Consider the following 17,814-nt stretch of genomic DNA (forward strand, 5'->3'; position numbering starts at 1 on the left):
GGTGGGAAGATAACACAACAGACGATCGTTGATTAAGCCAAACTTGTGACAGCGCGAAAAAAGCACAGCGTTACTATGACATATCACGCTATTTGTTCGGGCGTATTTTGTTCGTTGATTTATAAATAATCAGCCGCCACTACCGTTTTTCCTCGCCCCGTATGCTTGGCTTCATATAATGCTTTATCGGCGCGCCTCAGTAAGGCTGAAGAATCCCGCTGTTTCCCGCTGACTTCCACGACCCCGGCACTAAACGACAGCGACAGTTTTCTCTCACCCACTATCAGCGGGTTGGTTTCCAGAACGGTGCGCAGCCTGGCGGACAGGCGCGCAGCGCCACTGCCGTCGGTTTGCGCCAGCAGGAGCAAAAACTCTTCGCCTCCCACGCGCCCTAATGCTGAGTCTGAGGGGGCGAGCTCGCGGACAGAATTACAGAAGTGAATAAGCGCCGCATCCCCCACCGGGTGTCCCCATTCATCGTTGATCTGCTTGAAAAAATCCAGATCAAACATCAGGACACAAAAATGGCTGTTAACCTCCTGCCCGGCACTGGCCGCCAGCGCATGCTCCAGCTGCTGCAAAATCGCCGAACGGTTGAAGCAGCCGGTAAGATCGTCAGTGGTGGCTTTTACCTCCAGCTGCTGCTCGGCTTTTTTCCGCTCGGTAATATCCAGCCCAATATTAAGGATGGAGTTGTCCGGCAACAGAATATTTGACCACAGTACCGTCAACGGGGTGCCGTCTTTACGTAGCGGATGCCACTCATACATATCCTTAAGGGGTGAGACGTTGACCGACTCTCTTACCCGCCGCCGCTCTTCGGGGTCGGGATAAAACAGCGAAAGCGGATCGGCATGTTCAGCGATCTCCGCCATCGTCCAGCCGAACACTTTTTCACATTCGGCATTCCACAGCACGCAGCGGTTAAATTTGTCGAAAGAGTTCATTAAAACCGGGGCGCGTTCAAAGAGGGTTTTATATTGCGTTACGACGCGCTGCATTTCCTGCGCGGTTTTTTCACGGGCAATGATTTCCGCAAAATAGTCTTTTAATTTTTCGACCAGCACTACGACGATATTTTTCAGAATCGGCAGAGAATAGAGTCTTTCATTAAATGCTAAAAAGAAATAGCCGCTGCAGCGCCAGTTATGGGTTGAAAGCTTGCACAGCACACCGCTTTGCAGTTGCGCATAGCCGGGATGCTGAGGAGGAAATAGCGCGCGACCAATATTCTCTTTCCAGTAGACCACTCGCCACGAACGATGGTGCCGCTGGAGAAGAGAATCCGCAAGGAAATCGGCCACCTCGAAGGAATGGCAGGTCATCTCCCCGGCGCAGACCACGCGCTGCAGCCCGTCATCCCCGTTAACGCTTACCCAGGCAAGACTAGCTCCCAGCGTGCGGCTGATGGTTTCCAGCATATCGGCCAGAGAACATTGAGCATGGAGCTGGGGCATCAGTTTTGCCAGCGCATGTAGCGCCTGCATGCTGTCATTAACAATCTCACGTCGGTTTTCTTTCATTTTTTTTCGCTGATTATCAGGCGATAAACCGGACGCAACTTTCTTCAGATTCGAAAAATCGACAAACCAACGCGGCAGGCTGAGTCTCAGCGCGGCGAATTAAAAACAACGTTGTGTGTAATTAAAGAGGTACAAATAAATAAAAAAACAATAAAATTCAAAAACCTGAAAGGTTAGCTGCGAGTAAAATTAATTGTCCACTCAAGCATAAGCCATAGGAATATTGCTGTAAACGTTGTACATGACGCCCGCTTTTGCATCAGTTTTGCTATCTCAATGAATTCATTATAAAGAGTGCGGGAAAAGGGATCTTGGCCTGCAAAGATATATTTTCTCTCAGGCGCGCACTGATTATAGATAGCGATAAAAACCCCATTTTTCAACAGTCCGGCACTGGCGAATAAAACAGCAATCGTGATATAGTTCACAAATCTTATGTAACGAAAAAGCTCTGTTTCATTCAGTTCGTCTGTTTTGTAGAGGATGGGTTTTATGGCAACCATTACTACCAGCATGGTTCTTCTGCGCTGGCCTTTGTTGAGTGCGGTGCTGATGTTTTTAGCCAGCACGCTGAACATCCAGTTTCGTAAATCTGACTACGCGGGCCTTGCTGTTATCAGCACGCTGTTGGGGCTGGGTGCGGCCTGCTGGTTTGCCACGGGTCTGCTTGGCATTACCCTGCTGGATATGACCGCCGTCTGGGAAAATATCAAAGTAGTGATGGTTGAGGCGATGAGCCATACGCCACCGGACTGGCCGATGGTCATTACCTGATCCCTTCTGGCATAAAAAAACCCAGACCATAGTCTGGGTTTTTTGTTTTTACGCGCTGGATATCAGAACGGAATGTCGTCGTCGAAATCCATTGGCGGTTCGTTAGATGGGGCCGGAGCCGACTGCTGCTGCGGACGAGACTGCGCGCCGCCGCTGAACTGGTTGCCGCCCTGTGGCTGCTGAGGCTGACCCCAACCGCCCTGCTGCTGGCCGCCACCTGCTGGTGCCGCGCCACCGCCCTGACGGCCACCCAGCATCTGCATGGTGCCGCCGACGTTAACCACGACTTCAGTGGTGTACTTCTCAGCGCCGGACTGATCGGTCCATTTGCGGGTACGCAGCTGGCCTTCGATATAGACCTGAGAACCTTTACGCAGATATTCACCGGCCACTTCCGCCAGTTTGCCAAACAGCACAACGCGGTGCCATTCGGTCTGCTCTTTCATCTCACCGGTCGCTTTATCACGCCAGGATTCGGAAGTAGCCAGCGTAATGTTGGCAACTGCGCCACCACTCGGCATGTAGCGTACTTCCGGGTCCTGGCCCAGATTACCGACGAGAATCACCTTGTTTACGCCTCTGCTGGCCATGTTCGTGTCTCCTGAATACGTTTCTTAATAGTGTAAACGCGCGAGTGTACCATTTCCACGCGTCAATTTGCATAGTTGCGTAGCAGGTTCAGAAATCTCCCGCGAACTCGACATTGTTACACAGCCAATCGGAAAATGCATTCCAATACTGTATATTCAAACAGGTCAAATTGTGTCATAATTAGCCGTTTCTGACAGCCGTTTGTCCTTCAAACAAACCAGGCAATCCGTGTTCCAACCGGGAAAGGTGAATGGATAAGATCGAAGTTCGGGGCGCCCGCACCCACAATCTCAAGAATATCAACCTCATAATCCCTCGCGACAAACTCATTGTCGTGACCGGGCTTTCGGGGTCAGGCAAATCCTCACTGGCTTTCGACACTTTGTATGCCGAAGGACAGCGTCGTTACGTTGAATCACTCTCTGCGTACGCGCGTCAGTTCCTGTCGCTGATGGAAAAACCGGATGTCGACCACATTGAAGGGTTGTCCCCTGCGATCTCTATTGAGCAGAAGTCCACCTCGCACAACCCGCGTTCAACGGTCGGTACCATCACCGAAATTCATGACTACCTGCGTCTGCTGTATGCCCGCGTGGGCGAGCCGCGCTGCCCGGACCACGACGTCCCGCTGGCAGCACAGACCGTGAGCCAGATGGTGGATAACGTGCTGTCGCAGCCGGAAGGCAAACGCCTGATGCTGCTGGCACCGATCATTAAAGAGCGTAAGGGCGAGCACACCAAAACGCTGGAAAACCTGGCAAGCCAGGGCTATATCCGCGCCCGTATCGACGGCGAGGTGTGTGACCTGTCCGATCCGCCAAAGCTGGAGCTGCAGAAGAAGCACACTATTGAAGTGGTGATTGACCGCTTTAAGGTGCGTGACGATCTCGCCACGCGTCTGGCGGAATCCTTCGAGACGGCGCTGGAACTCTCCGGCGGCACGGCCGTGGTCTCCGACATGGACGACCCGAAAGCGGAAGAGCTGCTCTTCTCCGCCAACTTTGCCTGCCCGATTTGCGGCTACAGCATGCGCGAGCTGGAACCGCGCCTGTTCTCGTTCAACAACCCGGCGGGCGCCTGCCCGACGTGTGACGGCCTGGGCGTTCAACAATATTTCGACCCGGACCGCGTGATCCAGAACCCGGAGCTGTCGCTGGCGGGCGGTGCCATTCGCGGCTGGGATAAGCGTAACTTCTACTACTTCCAGATGCTGAAATCTCTGGCGGAGCACTATAAGTTCGACGTGGAAGCCCCGTGGGCCAGCCTGAGCCCGAACGTGCACAAAGTGATTCTGTTCGGTTCCGGCAAAGAGAACATCGAGTTCAAGTACATGAACGATCGCGGCGATACCTCCGTGCGTCGTCACCCGTTCGAAGGGGTGCTGCACAATATGGAGCGCCGCTACAAAGAGACCGAATCCAGCGCGGTGCGCGAAGAGCTGGCGAAATTCATCAGCAACCGCTCCTGCGCCACCTGCGAGGGCACGCGTCTGCGTCGCGAAGCGCGCCACGTGTTTGTGGAAAACACGGCGCTGCCGACCATCTCAGACATGAGCATCGGCCACGCGATGGACTTCTTCAATAACCTGAAGCTGTCCGGTCAGCGCGCCAAAATTGCCGAAAAAGTGCTGAAAGAGATTGGCGACCGCCTGAAGTTCCTGGTTAACGTCGGCCTGAACTACCTGACGCTTTCCCGTTCGGCAGAGACCCTCTCCGGCGGTGAAGCCCAGCGTATCCGTCTGGCAAGCCAGATTGGCGCGGGCCTGGTGGGCGTCATGTACGTGCTGGATGAGCCGTCCATCGGCCTGCACCAGCGCGACAACGAGCGTCTGCTCGGCACCCTGGTTCACCTGCGTAACCTCGGTAACACGGTGATTGTGGTCGAGCACGATGAAGATGCGATCCGCGCGGCTGATCACGTCATCGACATCGGCCCAGGCGCTGGCGTGCACGGCGGCCAGGTCGTTGCTGAAGGTACGCTGAAAGACATTATGGCGGTGCCTGAATCCCTCACCGGCCAGTACATGAGCGGCAAGCGCAAAATTGAGGTACCGAAGCAGCGCGTAGCGGCAGATCCGGAAAAAGTGCTTAAGCTGACCGGGGCGCGAGGCAACAACCTGAAAGACGTCACCCTGACGCTGCCGGTTGGCCTGTTTACCTGTATTACCGGCGTGTCCGGTTCAGGTAAATCGACGCTGATCAACGATACCCTGTTCCCGATTGCGCAGACGGCGCTCAACGGCGCAACGCTCGCCGAACCGGCACCGTACCGCGACATTCAGGGGCTGGAGCATTTCGATAAGGTTATCGACATTGACCAGAGCCCGATTGGCCGTACTCCGCGCTCTAACCCGGCGACCTATACCGGCGTCTTTACGCCCGTACGTGAACTCTTTGCTGGCGTACCGGAATCACGTTCACGCGGGTACACGCCTGGACGTTTCAGCTTCAACGTGCGTGGCGGACGCTGTGAGGCCTGCCAGGGCGATGGCGTGATTAAGGTTGAGATGCACTTCCTGCCGGATATATACGTGCCGTGCGACCAGTGCAAGGGCAAGCGCTATAACCGTGAAACGCTGGAGATTAAGTACAAAGGCAAGACCATTCACGAAGTGCTGGACATGACCATCGAAGAGGCGCGCGAGTTCTTTGACGCCGTCCCTGCGCTGGCGCGCAAGCTGCAGACGCTGATGGACGTCGGTCTGACCTACATTCGCCTGGGCCAGTCCGCCACCACGCTGTCAGGCGGTGAAGCGCAGCGCGTGAAGCTGGCGCGTGAGCTCTCCAAACGCGGCACCGGCCAGACGCTGTATATTCTGGATGAGCCGACCACCGGTCTGCACTTTGCCGATATTCAGCAGCTGCTTGAGGTGCTGCATCAGCTCCGCGATCAGGGCAATACCATCGTGGTCATCGAACACAACCTGGACGTGATTAAAACCGCGGACTGGATTGTCGATCTCGGCCCGGAAGGCGGTAGCGGCGGCGGTGAAATCCTCGTCTCCGGTACGCCAGAGACCGTTGCAGAGTGCGAAGCCTCGCACACTGCACGCTTCCTCAAACCGTTGCTGTAACGTCACACGGAGAGTTGCTGTCGGGTCACTTCCGGCAGCAACTCAACCGCCTGCTTATAAGATGCATCGACCAGATAGTAAATTTGCGAGCCTGGCAGCGACCCGTCAAGATAGACGGTGCTCCAGTGGGCTTTATTGAGATGCTGGCTTGGCCGGACGTCATGGTGCTGCTGGCGTAACAAATCGGCCAGTTCCGGGCTGGTTTTCAGCGACGCCGCCGGACGCCCCTCAACCTCTTTCACCATCGCAAACAGCACGTCCCCCACTTTAATCTGCGTGGCCTTCCAGTCGCTATGAACGCTCTGCTCCGCGCCCGGTTTACTCATGCAGTACTGAAGTAGCTCCGAAATTGTCATCTTTATTCCCCTTGTAGCGTGGCAATAATTTTACGCGAACCACCGTGAATGCGATGCTCTCCCAGCCAGATCCCCTGCCATGTTCCCAGCATTAGCTGCCCATTGCGTACCGGCAGCATCAGCGATACGCCCAGCAGAGAAGATTTGATGTGCGAAGGCATGTCATCGTCGCCCTCATAATCATGCTCGTAAGGTGCATTGTCCGGGACGGCCTTCAGAAAATGGTGCTCCATGTCAGACCGGACGGTGGGATCGCAATTTTCATTAAGCGTGAGAGAGGCAGACGTGTGCTGAAGCAGCAGATGCAGCAAACCCGTTTTAACCCGCGACAGGTCGCGGATCTGCCCGATGACTTCATCCGTCACCAGGTGAAATCCGCGTGGTTTAGCGCTTAAGGTCAGGGTCTGTTGATACCACATGTGCTGCTCCGTAATGAAAGATGAATCTTTCTAAGTGTGCAGCAAGAAGGCGAAAGGTAAAACCCGCCGCGACGAGATTTGCTTAAAAAAGAGTCAAACCCGCCGCCTGCGGTTTAATACTCAGAGTTCACAATGACCTCTTCGCCAAACTTTCCGGCCATCGGCAGCGGGCGATACGTCGAGTTAGAGGCGCGTAACACTCTGATCCCTCTCACACCCACATCATGCGCGGCGGTGATGTCATTATCTGAATCGCCGTAGAACACTTTGATATTTTTCTTTTCCAGCCACTGGGTTTTGGTGTTTTGACCTTCTTTGTCACCCGCAAAAATCACCGGATTCATGCTGGTCGCCGGGATGAGAAAATCATCCTGCAGCGTTTTAGAGACGGTTTCGGTTTTGGTCTCGCTGCGTCCGGTAACGAAGTAAATGCTGTCGCCGCGCTTCACGTGCATGGCGATAAGCGCGCGGGCCACCTCTTTCGGGATGCTGAATTCGTCCCAGCCGTTGTTCATTTTTTCCCAGAATTCCGGGTTCTTCAGATACGCTTCGCTGTCGGGCGAATACATTTTTTTGCCGCGCCAGAAGCCCGGGCTGGAGAAGAGAACGGTATCGTCAATGTCGAAGCCCACGGCCATTGGCGGGCGTCCCATCAGGCTGTTTTCGATTTGGGCCACGGAAACCCAGTGAATGGGAGCCTGCTCGGCAAGGATCGCGGCGGTGGTGCCGGTGTAAAGCGGCGTGGGTGCAGAAGCACGCGCCACGACAGCACTGTTAAGCGAGAACAATAAGCAGGCGGCGCTGAGCGCCAGTGTGATCTTGCGCATATTTTCCCCTGAATATTCAGTTTGTTATCGTTTTATTCTGAGCGATTGGTCAAAAAACTCTCCGACCATAACCCCAGCGGGAGATGAAGGGAAGGAGTTTTTACTTATGAGGCTGAATAAAAAGAATAAGATCACAAAAGGCCGGCCAACCTTTTTGTGCGGCCTGATGCCCTCACCCCGGCCCTCTCCCACGGGGAGAGGGAGGGTTGGCAAGTACTTACATCACAGCAGCAAAAGCCTGCGCCACGCGATGAACGTTGCTGGCATTCAGGCCCGCCACGCACATACGTCCGCTGGCAATCAGGTAGACGCCGAACTCTTCACGCAGGCGATCGACCTGGGCGGCGCTGAGGCCAGTGTAGCTGAACATCCCGCGCTGCTTAAGCAGGTAGTCGAAATTGTGCCCCGGCACGGCCTCTTTCAGTACGTTAACCAGTTCCTGACGCATCGACAGAATGCGCTTGCGCATGGATTCCACTTCGGCAAGCCAGCTGGCTTTCAGCTGTTCATCACCAAGAACCGTGGCCACCACCTGCGCACCAAAGTTTGGCGGGCTGGAGTAGATGCGGCGCACCGTCGCCTTCAGCTGACCCAGCACGCGGCCGGCGGCTTCGGCGTCCTCACACACCACGGACAGGCCCCCAACGCGTTCACCGTACAGGGAGAAGATTTTAGAGAAAGAGTTACTCACCAGTACAGGGAGACCGGCGCTGGCAACGGCGCGAATCGCGTAGGCATCTTCTTCCATACCCGCGCCAAAGCCCTGATAGGCGATGTCGAGGAATGGGATCAGGTTGCGCGCCTTCAGTACCTCGATCACGGCATCCCACTGGGCATTCGTGAGGTCCGCACCGGTCGGGTTATGGCAGCACGGATGCAGCAGGACAATGCTGCGCTCCGGCAGGGTGTTCAGTTTTTCCAGCAGCGCTTCAACGCGCACGCCGTTGGTTTCGCTGTCGAACCATGGATAGGTCGCCACCTTAAAGCCTGCGCCTTCAAAAATCGCAACGTGGTTTTCCCACGTTGGGTCGCTGACCCACACGCCCGAATCCGGGAAATATTTTTTCAGGAAGTCGGCCCCCACTTTCAGCGCACCCGAGCCACCCAGCGTCTGGATAGTCGCCACGCGTTTTTGCGCCAGCACCGCGTGATCGGCGCCAAACAGCAGAGGTGCAATGGTGCTGCGGTAAGAATTTAACCCTTCCATCGGCAGGTACAGCGATGCGCCGTGTGGAGCGGCGTTCAGACGCGTTTCTGCTTCAGCTACGGCTTTCAACTGAGGAATAATGCCGTCCTCGTTGTAATACAGACCAATGCTGAGGTTCACTTTGTCGCTGCGAGGATCTTCTTTGAAACGCTCCATTAAGGAGAGAATAGGGTCGCCGGCATAGGCGTCAACTTTCTGAAACACGCGATGGTTCTCCGGAATTCGATGAGGCAGGAATTTCAACAATAAACCGGAAGCGGGAGAAGGTCGAGAGCGATATCAGCCCGGCCACGAGATATGTTGGCAAATTTGCTCTATGCGCCCAGACAACGAACCCCGTATGCGCAAAAAGGGGATCTTTCGCTGCGTTAGCTCTGCTTCATACCATGCCTGCTGTCGACGGCGAAACGCCTCGCCTTGCCGTGTGCCATCCTGCACAAAAGGAAATTCATCGCCGCAGAGTACGACCAGAGCGTAGTCTCGTTCGGCTAACGCCATGAGCTCCTGCGGTGCGCTGCCGAACTGGTCGAGCGTATAGAACAGGGTGGTTAAAGGCGAGGTATCACACACCAGGTACGGAGCGGTGCAGGCTAATTCCTCTCTGCGCACCTGCTCCCGGGCGATATGCAGCAGATCGTCCTTCTCCAGCACGCCGTTCTTCGCCTCCCAGTGTTCACGGCCAAACTCTGCAACGTACGGAACGTTCAAGGTCTGTGAGAGGGCCCGGGAAAGCGTGCTTTTGCCCGTCGATTCGCCGCCTAATAAGCAGATACGAAATACAAAGCTGCGATAAACCTCCGGGGACATCATCTGACGGTAGCGGTGAACATCAGAGCGTATGCGTGTTCCCGACGGGGCTTCCGGCCCCTGTGGCCGCTGAAGACGTATGTGTGTAACCGGCAGCCCGAAACGCTGGCTCAACACTGCGGCAAAGCCGTCACCGTAGTCTTCGGCGGTAAATACCGCCCGTGGCTGACAATGCAGAACGTCTTCACACAGCGTGGCAACGTAATGACGATGCAGATCGGCGTCAGCGTCGTTCGGTGGGGGCGGCGCAATAGCGTAAGACGCCATCACCTGCGGAGAAAGCACAAGATGGCGGCATTGTGGGAAGCGCATCTGTAGCCAGTGAAGCCGTTTTTCGGGCTCGTAACCGCGTATTTCCGGCACCGAATAGCTAATGACAAAGACCGTCTCGCACTGCTCAAGAGCCGCATTGATAAGCGCTTCATGACCTGAATGCAAAGGTGCGAATTTGCCCACAACCAGGCCGCTGGCATAACGCTTCACTGCGCGCGGATCTCCTTACGCCATTGATACAGTCCATGCCAGGCATTAAACCAAAACAGCAGATATAACCCGGCGGTCAGATGCAGGTCCCGCATCGCATACAGCGGTACCGCCAGCGTGTTGACGGCAATCCAGACGTACCAGTTTTCCAGTCGTCGTCCCATCAGCATAAACTGAGCAAGAACGCTGAATGTTAAAATGATGGAGTCCAGCCAGGGAGCCCAGGCATTGGTGTAGAGATGCAGTATCAGTCCGTACACCGCCGCCACGCTCATGGCGCAGGCCAGGAGAATAAAAAAATGCCCCGGTCTGGTACGCCGAACGGGCAATACGTCCCCGCGATTGCCTCTAAGCCAGTGCAGCCAACCGGTTATGCTCGTGATAATGAAGAAGAACTGAAGCGTAACGTCAGCGTAAAGCTGCACTGAATAAAAGACCCACGCGTAAAGCCCGCAGCCTATGATGCCAACCCACCACGTGTGGATGTTATTTCTGGCGGCCAGCCAGACGGAGAGCGCGTAGGCCAGACAGGCGGCGATTTCTGAAGGGGACATTATCCTTCCCTGGAATAAAATGTTAGTCGATGTACTTCATCGCCACCCGTGACGTCAGGCGCGTGATAAGTTCGTAAGCACTCACTTTCGTGATTTCAGCAATGCGTTCAACAGGCAAACCCTCGCCCCACAGCACTACATCGTCGCCGGGCTTATCCTGGGCTTCAGGTCCCAGATCGACGCAAATCATGTCCATCGCCACGCGGCCAACAATCTTCACCTCGCGACCGTTGACCAGAACCGGCGTACCCGACGGCGCTGCGCGCGGATAACCGTCGCCATAGCCCATCGCCACGACGCCGAGACGGGTATCGCGCTCGCTGGTCCAGGTACCGCCGTAGCCCACCGGCTCACCCGCTTTGTGTTCACGCACGGCAATCAGGTTAGAAACAAGGGACATTACCGGCTTGAAGCCCAGGTCAGGTCCCCAGGGCTTGTTCTCCAGGGGCGACACGCCGTAAAGAATGATGCCCGGGCGAGCCCAGTCAAAGTGCGACTGGGGCCACAGTAAAATACCGCCGGATGCCGCCAGAGACCGCCTCCCCGGCTTGCCTTCGCAGAAGGTAGTAAAGATATCCAGCTGCCGCTCGGTCTCGCCGCACTCGGGCTCGTCGGCGCGGGCAAAGTGGCTGACAATATTCACCGGCTGGCGCACGTTTTTGCACTGGCACAAACGCTGATAAAACGCCTCCGCGTTTTCCGGTCGCACGCCCAGACGGTGCATGCCCGTATCGAGCTTCATCCACACGGTTACCGGCTCGCTCAGCTCCGCGGTTTCGAGCGCGGCGAGCTGCTCTTCGTTATGCACCGCCGTGTGAAGATGCTGGTCAGCAATGGTCGGCAGATCCGTGGCTTCGAAAAAGCCTTCCAGCAGCAAAATAGGTTGAGTAATTCCCCCCGCGCGCAGGCGGAGAGCTTCTTCAAGACGGGCGACGCCAAAGGCGTCGGCATCGGGGAGCGTTCGCGCGGTCTCAAGAAGACCGTGTCCGTAAGCGTTCGCTTTCACGACTGCAACGAGCTTGCTGGCGGGTGCCAGTTCACGCAGACGTTGCAGGTTGTGTCGCAGAGCGCGGCGGTTAATAACAACAGTTGCCGCTTGCATTTGAATTCCTTAGAAATTACTCATCATCATATTGAGGACCGGCATAGTTGTCGAAACGCGACCACTGTCCGTTAAAGGTCAGACGTACCGTCCCGATCGGGCCGTTACGTTGTTTACCAATAATAATCTCGGCGATCCCTTTCAGGTCACTGTTCTCGTGATAAACCTCATCACGGTAGATAAACATGATTAAGTCGGCATCCTGCTCGATGGAGCCGGATTCACGCAGGTCGGAGTTGACCGGACGCTTGTCGGCACGTTGTTCCAGGGAGCGGTTAAGCTGCGACAGCGCTACCACCGGCACGTGCAGCTCTTTGGCTAAGGCCTTGAGCGAGCGTGAAATCTCCGCAATTTCCAGCGTACGGTTGTCGGAAAGCGACGGGACGCGCATCAGCTGAAGGTAGTCGATCATGATAAGGCCGATGCCGCCGTGTTCACGAGCGATACGACGCGCGCGGGAACGGACTTCCGTCGGCGTCAGGCCGGAGGAGTCATCAATATAGATGTTACGTTTTTCCAGCAGAATGCCCATGGTGCCGGAGATGCGCGCCCAGTCTTCATCGTCGAGCTGGCCGGTACGGATGCGTGTCTGATCCACGCGGGACAACGACGCCAGAGAACGCATCATAATCTGCTCGGAGGGCATCTCTAGACTGAAGATGAGCACCGGCTTATCCTGCAACATCGCCGCGTTTTCCACGAGGTTCATCGCAAATGTCGTTTTACCCATCGACGGACGCGCCGCGACGATAATCAAATCCGACGGCTGCAGGCCAGCGGTTTTCTTGTTGAGATCGTCATAGCCGGTGTTTACCCCGGTCACACCGTCGTGCGGCTGCTGGAACAGCTGTTCGATACGGGCAACGGTGGCATCGAGGACATCAGCGATGTTTTTCGGGCCTTCGTCTTTGTTCGCGCGGCTTTCGGCGATTTTAAAGACGCGAGACTCGGCAAGGTCGAGCAGGTCTTCGCTGGTACGCCCCTGCGGATCGAACCCGGCTTCGGCGATCTCGTTCGCCACCGAGATCATTTCGCGGACGACGGCACGTTCGCGCACGATGTCCGCATAAGCGCTGATGTTCGCCGCACTAGGCGTATTTTTTGACAGTTCCGCCAGATAGGCAAATCCGCCGCAGCTGTCGAGTTGCCCCAGACGCTCCAGCGATTCCGCGAGCGTGATCAGGTCGATTGGGCTGCCCGACTCCTGCAGACGCGCCATTTCGGTAAAGATGTGGCGGTGCGGACGGGTGTAGAAATCTTCCGCCACGACGCGCTCGGCGACGTCGTCCCAGCGTTCGTTATCCAGCATTAAACCGCCCAACACCGACTGTTCCGCTTCAATCGAGTGCGGCGGGACTTTTAACCCTGCGACCTGGAAATCACGCTCGCGAGGTTCAGTCTGTTTGTTGAAGGGTTTGTTTCCTGCCATAGTGAATGGAGTTACCGAGATAAAGAAGTGGGTCGAAAGATTACCATATTTTTCTTACGGAGGGAGCATGGCAACGCGCATTGAATTCCAGAAACACGGTGGGCCAGACGTACTGAAAGCGGTGGAGTTCACCCCTGCCGCGCCTGGCGAAAATGAAGTTCAGGTTGAAAACAAAGCCATCGGTATAAACTACATCGACACCTATATTCGCGGCGGCCTCTACCCGCCTCCGTCAATGCCGAGCGGGCTGGGTACCGAGGCGGCCGGTATCGTCATCAACGTGGGCAGCGCGGTTAAGCATATTAAAGAAGGCGATCGCGTGGTGTATGCGCAATCTGCGCTGGGCGCTTACAGCTCCGTCCACAACGTCCCGGCGGATAAGGCCGCCCTGCTGCCCAACGCCATCTCCTTTGAGCAGGCGGCGGCCTCGTTCCTGAAGGGTTTGACCGTTTACTACCTGCTGCGCAAAACCTATGAAATTAAACCCGACGAGCAGTTCCTGTTTCACGCCGCGGCGGGTGGCGTCGGGCTTATCGCCTGTCAGTGGGCAAAAGCGCTGGGCGCGAAGCTGATCGGTACCGTGGGCAATGCGCAAAAAGCGCAGCGCGCGCTGCAGGCGGGCGCCTGGCAGGTGATTAACTACCGTGAAGAGAGCATTGTTGAACGGCTGAAAGAGATCACTAACGGCAAAAAAGTCCGCGTCGTGTATGACTCGGTAGGGAAAGACACCTGGGAAGCGTCGCTAGACTGTCTGCAGCGTCGAGGGCTGATGGTAAGTTTCGGGAATGCCTCAGGCGCCGTGACCGGCGTCAATCTCGGGATCCTGAACCAGAAAGGCTCGCTGTACGTGACGCGCCCTTCCCTGCAGGGTTATATCACCAGCCGGGAAGAACTTGAGGAAGCCAGCAACGAGCTGTTCTCGCTGATCGCCAGCGGGGTCATAAAAGTGGATGTGGCAGACGCGCAGAAATACGCGCTAACCGATGCGCAGCGCGCGCATGAGGTACTGGAGAGCCGGGCAACGCAGGGGTCGAGCCTGTTGATTCCCTGATCCCCAAAAAGAAATTGGGCTTCCCGTGGGAAGCCCTTTCTTTTTTTAGTTCGGCTGTATGTAGGGTACAGCTCGATGAATTCTTTAACGACAGCCATAGTGACAGATTCGATAAGCAAATCCTATTCTGTTCTAAGCCCCGCCGCCGGAAAAGTTACAAGTATGTGACGAACCCCTCAATACCTTAGTAACGAAAGCGGTTATTGCGCTGATAACTGGGCACTTTTGGCGCTTTAATCGCCCGAATCACCCACACCACCGCAATGGCCAGCAGTAACCACGGCAGCAGTTTGATCGTCAGGGCAAATAATCCGCCAATAAACATAACCACCGTCGCCACAACGATAGCCGCCAGAATGCCGAGCAGCGAAACGCCCGTCGCTAGCAGCATGACAAAAAAGCCAATCACAAAAAGTAGTTCCAGCATGGTGCTCTCCCACGAGTTCCCGAATAATGCAGTAAGCATTACAAAATTCATGCCAAAGCTAACATGCTGTTCTTAAAGCAAAACGCCCCGCGAGAATTCGCAGGGCGTGGTGAATTTGACGACTTTTTAGCGTAACTTATCGTTTATCCGCGACCAGATGCAGCGCGTGCTCCAGCACCTCAATATCGGCCCCGGCCTTGTGTGCGTTTTCGCTGAGATAGCGACGCCACTGGCGCGCCCCGGGGATCCCCTGGAACAGGCCGAGCATATGGCGTGTGATATGGCCGAGATACGTACCGTTACTCAACTCGCGTTCGATGTACGGGTACATCGCTCTCACCACCGCAACCGGATCGCTGTCTGCCCCTTCAACGCCAAAGATTTCGCGATCGACCGTCGCCAGAATGCCCGGGTTTTGGTACGCCTCGCGCCCGACCATGACGCCATCCATATGCGCCAGATGCGCGTTGGCCTCTTCCAGCGATTTGATGCCGCCGTTAATCGACATCGTCAGATGCGGGAAATCACGCTTCAGCTGGTACACGCGAGGGTAATCCAGCGGCGGAATTTCACGGTTCTCTTTCGGGCTCAGGCCAGAAAGCCAGGCTTTACGCGCGTGGATGATAAACATCTCGCATTCACCCTTGCCGGAAACCGTATTGATAAAATCGCACAGGAATTCGTAGCTGTCCTGGTCGTCAATGCCGATGCGGGTTTTAACCGTCACCGGAATGGAGACCACGTCGCGCATCGCCTTGATACAGTCCGCCACCAGCTGCGCGTTCCCCATCAGGCAAGCACCGAACATGCCGTTTTGCACGCGGTCGGACGGACAACCCACATTAAGGTTGATCTCGTCGTAGCCGCGCGCTTCTGCCAGCTTCGCACACTGCGCCAGCGCGGCCGGATCGCTGCCGCCCAGCTGCAGGGCAACCGGATGCTCTTCTTCGCTATAGGCCAGGTAGTCGCCCTTCCCGTGGATGATTGCGCCCGTGGTCACCATTTCGGTGTACAGCAGCGTGTGGCGGGAGAGCTGACGCAGGAAGTAGCGGCAGTGTCTGTCCGTCCAGTCGAGCATCGGCGCAATGGAAAAACGGTGTGCGGGAAAAGCAGTCTGTAATTCTGACGACATGGCGAAGTTTTAAGCATCTGGTGGAAAAGGGGCGCTACTATAGCACAAAGAAAAGCCGGAGGCGCAGCGCCTCCGGTGGACTTTAGAACGTCATGCTCAGTTGAGCCCCTGCGCCCCAGGTTTCGTCTTCGCCGTACAGCCCCATCAGGTCAACGTGAACGGTGCTAAACGGCGCGAAACCGACACCGCCGGTAAAGACATTGCTGTCGTTACCCTTCACGTCCGCGCGATAACCCGCACGCACGGCCAGCCAGCTCAGCGGCGTAACCTCGGCACCGACGCCAACGTACTGTGAGTTATCTTCGCTCTTGAAGCCTTTGGTTTCCGTCAGATCGCCATCGGCAGTCAGCGTCACCAGATCGTTGTGCCAGGCGGCCCCGGCGGTCACCAGCGGACGGATCTGGTAGGTATCTTTATAGCTCACCACTTCCCCGGTACGCCCGTTGCGGATACGGATATCTTTGGTGTCGATATCACGCGACATCAGGTTTTGTCCGCTCACGCCAACCGTCCAGTTTTCGCCGAAATCAGCCGCAATACCGGCATCAACGTTAAAGCCCGTATCGTCTGTACGGTAGCGGCTATCGTTCCACTTATTACTGTCGTAATCGTAGATTGAGGTGGTGTAGTTATAGACCCAGGTTTTTTGCAGTTTTGGCGTCACGCCCACGGATACCGGGACACCGCCGAGATCGAACTGGCGCGCAACGGCAACGCCGTAGTCGGACACAATTGCCGCCCGGCCAGAAGCCGTAGAGTTGAGGTTTTTGGTGATTTGATCCGTGCCGTTCAGGGCAGCATCCAGCGCGACACCGGCCGCTACCGCATCGCTTTTTTGAATACCGCGCAGATAATCAATGTCCTGTTGATCGATAGACGAGCTTACCCGACCATGGGCGTAGCCTTTCGCCATAAAGGCCACGGAGAGCACGTCGTTAGGGATACTCACTGCAATGCCAGCCCCTGCCGTCGCGCGTGCGGTTTTGCCCTTGAGATAGTCCAGCTCGTCGGCAAGATCTTTTGCCGCGCCCTGGAACTGGTTAATAGAACCCAGCGGATTGGTGATAATTTCAATCGGCGTAAGATTATCCACCACGTCTTTATAGTGGTTAATTTTGTCGTTGATATTATCAATCTCATCCTGAAGATTGTCTTTATCTGTGATCTGCGCGCCGACCGAAGGCAAGATAACCGTCACATCATCGTCCGGTTTTGCCTTTGCCAGCAGCGCGGGGTTGATTAACGCCCCACTGCCATAGCTGCCAGAGGCAACGCCAGTGCCACCCATTGCGTCGCTACGTGATTCTGTCCAGGTATTGGCTGCTCCCGCCTGATTTGCCATAAACAAGGAGACAGCGATACTCACCACCGAAAATTTAAAATTTTTTTTCACAGGATGCCCGTTATAGTCTGTTATGAAATAACCCCTGTCTGTTATCACCCAAACAGGAACGAACTATTGCTGTGAATAAGTAGTAAAAGACCCGCTATTTCTTTCCCTAAGTAAAATTCCCTTACGGCCTGTTATATTTTGTGACGGCCCTCAATATTTATAGAAGAGGAAATTATTTTTTCCCAGGTTTTCCATCGTGCGGTCCAAAAAACTGTGGAGGATGGTCGACCCAGCGATCTTCACGCGTGGCGGCATACACGGGGTTGAGCGGGTAGTAGATGCGGTTGTGCTTCTTGTTGGCCTCGCCAACGACCAGTAGCCGAACCTCTTCATCCGTGTTGTTGATAAAGGTATGGCAGATACCGGTTCCGGCGGGGAACCCCACGCTGTCGCCCGGTTCAAGCTTCCACAAATAGCCATTAATCCAGGCCTCCGGGTAGCCTTCGAGCACGTAGATAAACTCTTCTTCGTCGCTTTCCGCATGGGGATAAGACGTCCTGCGTCCCGGCGGCAACCGTTCATGATGAATGCCAATGCGCCCGAGCCCGAGCCTGCGAGCCAGCGGTGCACCGATAGAAAACAGCTCATCACTCCCTGGATAGGTCGAATCATCCGCACCTTCAACGTCGCGCCAGTGCCGAATACAGTCAGGTCTTTTCATTGTTT

The 17,814-nt window shown here is 55.6% G+C and carries 18 protein-coding genes; 3 read left to right on the top strand and 15 right to left on the bottom strand.

Annotated features, from left to right (window positions below):
• Nucleotides 1–119: 119 nt before the first annotated feature.
• Both AC3WOK_RS21900 and AC3WOK_RS21905 read right to left on the bottom strand, forming a co-directional pair.
• Nucleotides 120–1,523, bottom strand: a complete 1,404-nt coding sequence (locus AC3WOK_RS21900) for a GGDEF domain-containing protein (protein ID WP_492355109.1) — start codon at nucleotides 1,521–1,523, stop codon at nucleotides 120–122.
• Between the two features lie 173 nt (nucleotides 1,524–1,696).
• Nucleotides 1,697–2,038, bottom strand: a complete 342-nt coding sequence (locus tag AC3WOK_RS21905) for a hypothetical protein (protein ID WP_492355110.1) — start codon at nucleotides 2,036–2,038, stop codon at nucleotides 1,697–1,699.
• Here AC3WOK_RS21905 and AC3WOK_RS21910 point away from each other — a divergent pair.
• Entirely contained in the window at nucleotides 2,016–2,297 is a 282-nt protein-coding gene (locus AC3WOK_RS21910; RefSeq protein WP_059312936.1) for a YjcB family protein, read from the top strand. The genes AC3WOK_RS21905 and AC3WOK_RS21910 overlap by 23 nt on opposite strands.
• Nucleotides 2,298–2,359: 62 nt before the next feature.
• On the opposite strand, the gene ssb1 is transcribed toward AC3WOK_RS21910, so the two are convergent.
• On the bottom strand, nucleotides 2,360–2,887 hold the full coding sequence (gene ssb1, locus AC3WOK_RS21915) for a single-stranded DNA-binding protein SSB1 (RefSeq protein ID WP_047345589.1): 528 nt from the start codon (nucleotides 2,885–2,887) through the stop codon (nucleotides 2,360–2,362).
• A gap of 251 nt (nucleotides 2,888–3,138) precedes the next feature.
• Between ssb1 and uvrA the strand changes: the two genes are divergently transcribed.
• On the top strand, nucleotides 3,139–5,961 hold the full coding sequence (gene uvrA, locus AC3WOK_RS21920; protein ID WP_047345590.1) for an excinuclease ABC subunit UvrA: 2,823 nt from the start codon (nucleotides 3,139–3,141) through the stop codon (nucleotides 5,959–5,961).
• 2 nt (nucleotides 5,962–5,963) lie between these two features.
• Here uvrA and AC3WOK_RS21925 read toward each other — a convergent pair whose 3' ends face one another.
• The 8 genes from AC3WOK_RS21925 to dnaB form a co-directional block, all read right to left on the bottom strand.
• The gene (locus AC3WOK_RS21925) at nucleotides 5,964–6,317 is read right to left on the bottom strand and encodes an MmcQ/YjbR family DNA-binding protein (protein ID WP_059312938.1); all 354 of its coding nucleotides are present in this window, start codon (nucleotides 6,315–6,317) and stop codon (nucleotides 5,964–5,966) included.
• Between the two features lie 2 nt (nucleotides 6,318–6,319).
• Nucleotides 6,320–6,736, bottom strand: coding sequence for a secondary thiamine-phosphate synthase enzyme YjbQ (locus tag AC3WOK_RS21930; RefSeq protein WP_059312939.1), 417 nt, complete (start codon nucleotides 6,734–6,736; stop codon nucleotides 6,320–6,322).
• Between the two features lie 113 nt (nucleotides 6,737–6,849).
• Complete coding sequence (aphA, locus tag AC3WOK_RS21935; RefSeq protein ID WP_047345593.1) at nucleotides 6,850–7,563, bottom strand: acid phosphatase AphA; 714 nt, start codon at nucleotides 7,561–7,563, stop codon at nucleotides 6,850–6,852.
• Between the two features lie 217 nt (nucleotides 7,564–7,780).
• Nucleotides 7,781–8,974, bottom strand: a complete 1,194-nt coding sequence (gene tyrB / locus AC3WOK_RS21940; protein WP_059312940.1) for an aromatic amino acid transaminase — start codon at nucleotides 8,972–8,974, stop codon at nucleotides 7,781–7,783.
• Nucleotides 8,975–9,049: 75 nt separating this feature from the next.
• Nucleotides 9,050–10,060, bottom strand: a complete 1,011-nt coding sequence (locus AC3WOK_RS21945) for an AAA family ATPase (protein ID WP_059312941.1) — start codon at nucleotides 10,058–10,060, stop codon at nucleotides 9,050–9,052.
• Nucleotides 10,057–10,614 carry a nicotinamide riboside transporter PnuC gene (pnuC, locus tag AC3WOK_RS21950; protein WP_447854956.1) on the bottom strand — a complete coding sequence of 186 codons (558 nt, stop codon included), beginning with the start codon at nucleotides 10,612–10,614 and terminating at the stop codon, nucleotides 10,057–10,059. Before pnuC ends, AC3WOK_RS21945 begins: the two co-directional genes overlap by 4 nt.
• A gap of 22 nt (nucleotides 10,615–10,636) precedes the next feature.
• Nucleotides 10,637–11,716: an alanine racemase gene (gene alr / locus AC3WOK_RS21955; RefSeq protein ID WP_447854955.1), complete on the bottom strand. Its 1,080-nt coding sequence runs from the start codon at nucleotides 11,714–11,716 to the stop codon at nucleotides 10,637–10,639.
• 16 nt (nucleotides 11,717–11,732) lie between these two features.
• Nucleotides 11,733–13,145, bottom strand: a complete 1,413-nt coding sequence (gene dnaB / locus AC3WOK_RS21960) for a replicative DNA helicase (RefSeq protein ID WP_023310046.1) — start codon at nucleotides 13,143–13,145, stop codon at nucleotides 11,733–11,735.
• A 67-nt stretch (nucleotides 13,146–13,212) separates the two neighbouring features.
• Between dnaB and AC3WOK_RS21965 the strand changes: the two genes are divergently transcribed.
• Entirely contained in the window at nucleotides 13,213–14,196 is a 984-nt protein-coding gene (locus AC3WOK_RS21965) for a quinone oxidoreductase (RefSeq protein WP_059312943.1), read from the top strand.
• 184 nt (nucleotides 14,197–14,380) lie between these two features.
• Here AC3WOK_RS21965 and pspG read toward each other — a convergent pair whose 3' ends face one another.
• The 4 genes from pspG to AC3WOK_RS21985 all read right to left on the bottom strand — a co-directional run bounded on the left by pspG (nucleotide 14,381) and on the right by AC3WOK_RS21985 (nucleotide 17,809).
• Entirely contained in the window at nucleotides 14,381–14,623 is a 243-nt protein-coding gene (pspG, locus tag AC3WOK_RS21970) for an envelope stress response protein PspG (RefSeq protein ID WP_023310044.1), read from the bottom strand.
• Between the two features lie 136 nt (nucleotides 14,624–14,759).
• Nucleotides 14,760–15,755: a tRNA dihydrouridine(20/20a) synthase DusA gene (gene dusA, locus AC3WOK_RS21975; protein ID WP_447854954.1), complete on the bottom strand. Its 996-nt coding sequence runs from the start codon at nucleotides 15,753–15,755 to the stop codon at nucleotides 14,760–14,762.
• 82 nt (nucleotides 15,756–15,837) lie between these two features.
• A complete protein-coding gene (locus AC3WOK_RS21980; protein ID WP_047345600.1) occupies nucleotides 15,838–17,148 on the bottom strand; it encodes a conjugal transfer protein TraF in 1,311 nt (436 codons plus the stop codon).
• 172 nt (nucleotides 17,149–17,320) lie between these two features.
• Nucleotides 17,321–17,809, bottom strand: coding sequence for a cupin domain-containing protein (locus AC3WOK_RS21985; protein ID WP_059312944.1), 489 nt, complete (start codon nucleotides 17,807–17,809; stop codon nucleotides 17,321–17,323).
• Nucleotides 17,810–17,814: the final 5 nt, after the last annotated feature.

The sequence above is a fragment of the Enterobacter sp. FW301-JW81 genome, from assembly GCF_058788735.1.

Bases quoted from the DNA above. Each gene is read 5' to 3' on its own strand.
- AC3WOK_RS21900 (WP_492355109.1), bottom strand. From the start codon at position 1,523: ATGAAAGAAAACCGACGTGAGATTGTTAATGACAGCATGCAGGCGCTA.
- AC3WOK_RS21910 (WP_059312936.1), top strand. From the start codon at position 2,016: ATGGCAACCATTACTACCAGCATGGTTCTTCTGCGCTGGCCTTTGTTG.
- AC3WOK_RS21905 (WP_492355110.1), bottom strand. From the start codon at position 2,038: ATGCTGGTAGTAATGGTTGCCATAAAACCCATCCTCTACAAAACAGAC.
- ssb1 (WP_047345589.1), bottom strand. From the start codon at position 2,887: ATGGCCAGCAGAGGCGTAAACAAGGTGATTCTCGTCGGTAATCTGGGC.
- uvrA (WP_047345590.1), top strand. From the start codon at position 3,139: ATGGATAAGATCGAAGTTCGGGGCGCCCGCACCCACAATCTCAAGAAT.
- AC3WOK_RS21925 (WP_059312938.1), bottom strand. From the start codon at position 6,317: ATGACAATTTCGGAGCTACTTCAGTACTGCATGAGTAAACCGGGCGCG.
- AC3WOK_RS21930 (WP_059312939.1), bottom strand. From the start codon at position 6,736: ATGTGGTATCAACAGACCCTGACCTTAAGCGCTAAACCACGCGGATTT.
- aphA (WP_047345593.1), bottom strand. From the start codon at position 7,563: ATGCGCAAGATCACACTGGCGCTCAGCGCCGCCTGCTTATTGTTCTCG.
- pnuC (WP_447854956.1), bottom strand. From the start codon at position 10,614: ATGTCCCCTTCAGAAATCGCCGCCTGTCTGGCCTACGCGCTCTCCGTC.
- alr (WP_447854955.1), bottom strand. From the start codon at position 11,716: ATGCAAGCGGCAACTGTTGTTATTAACCGCCGCGCTCTGCGACACAAC.
- dnaB (WP_023310046.1), bottom strand. From the start codon at position 13,145: ATGGCAGGAAACAAACCCTTCAACAAACAGACTGAACCTCGCGAGCGT.
- AC3WOK_RS21965 (WP_059312943.1), top strand. From the start codon at position 13,213: ATGGCAACGCGCATTGAATTCCAGAAACACGGTGGGCCAGACGTACTG.
- pspG (WP_023310044.1), bottom strand. From the start codon at position 14,623: ATGCTGGAACTACTTTTTGTGATTGGCTTTTTTGTCATGCTGCTAGCG.
- dusA (WP_447854954.1), bottom strand. From the start codon at position 15,755: ATGTCGTCAGAATTACAGACTGCTTTTCCCGCACACCGTTTTTCCATT.
- AC3WOK_RS21985 (WP_059312944.1), bottom strand. From the start codon at position 17,809: ATGAAAAGACCTGACTGTATTCGGCACTGGCGCGACGTTGAAGGTGCG.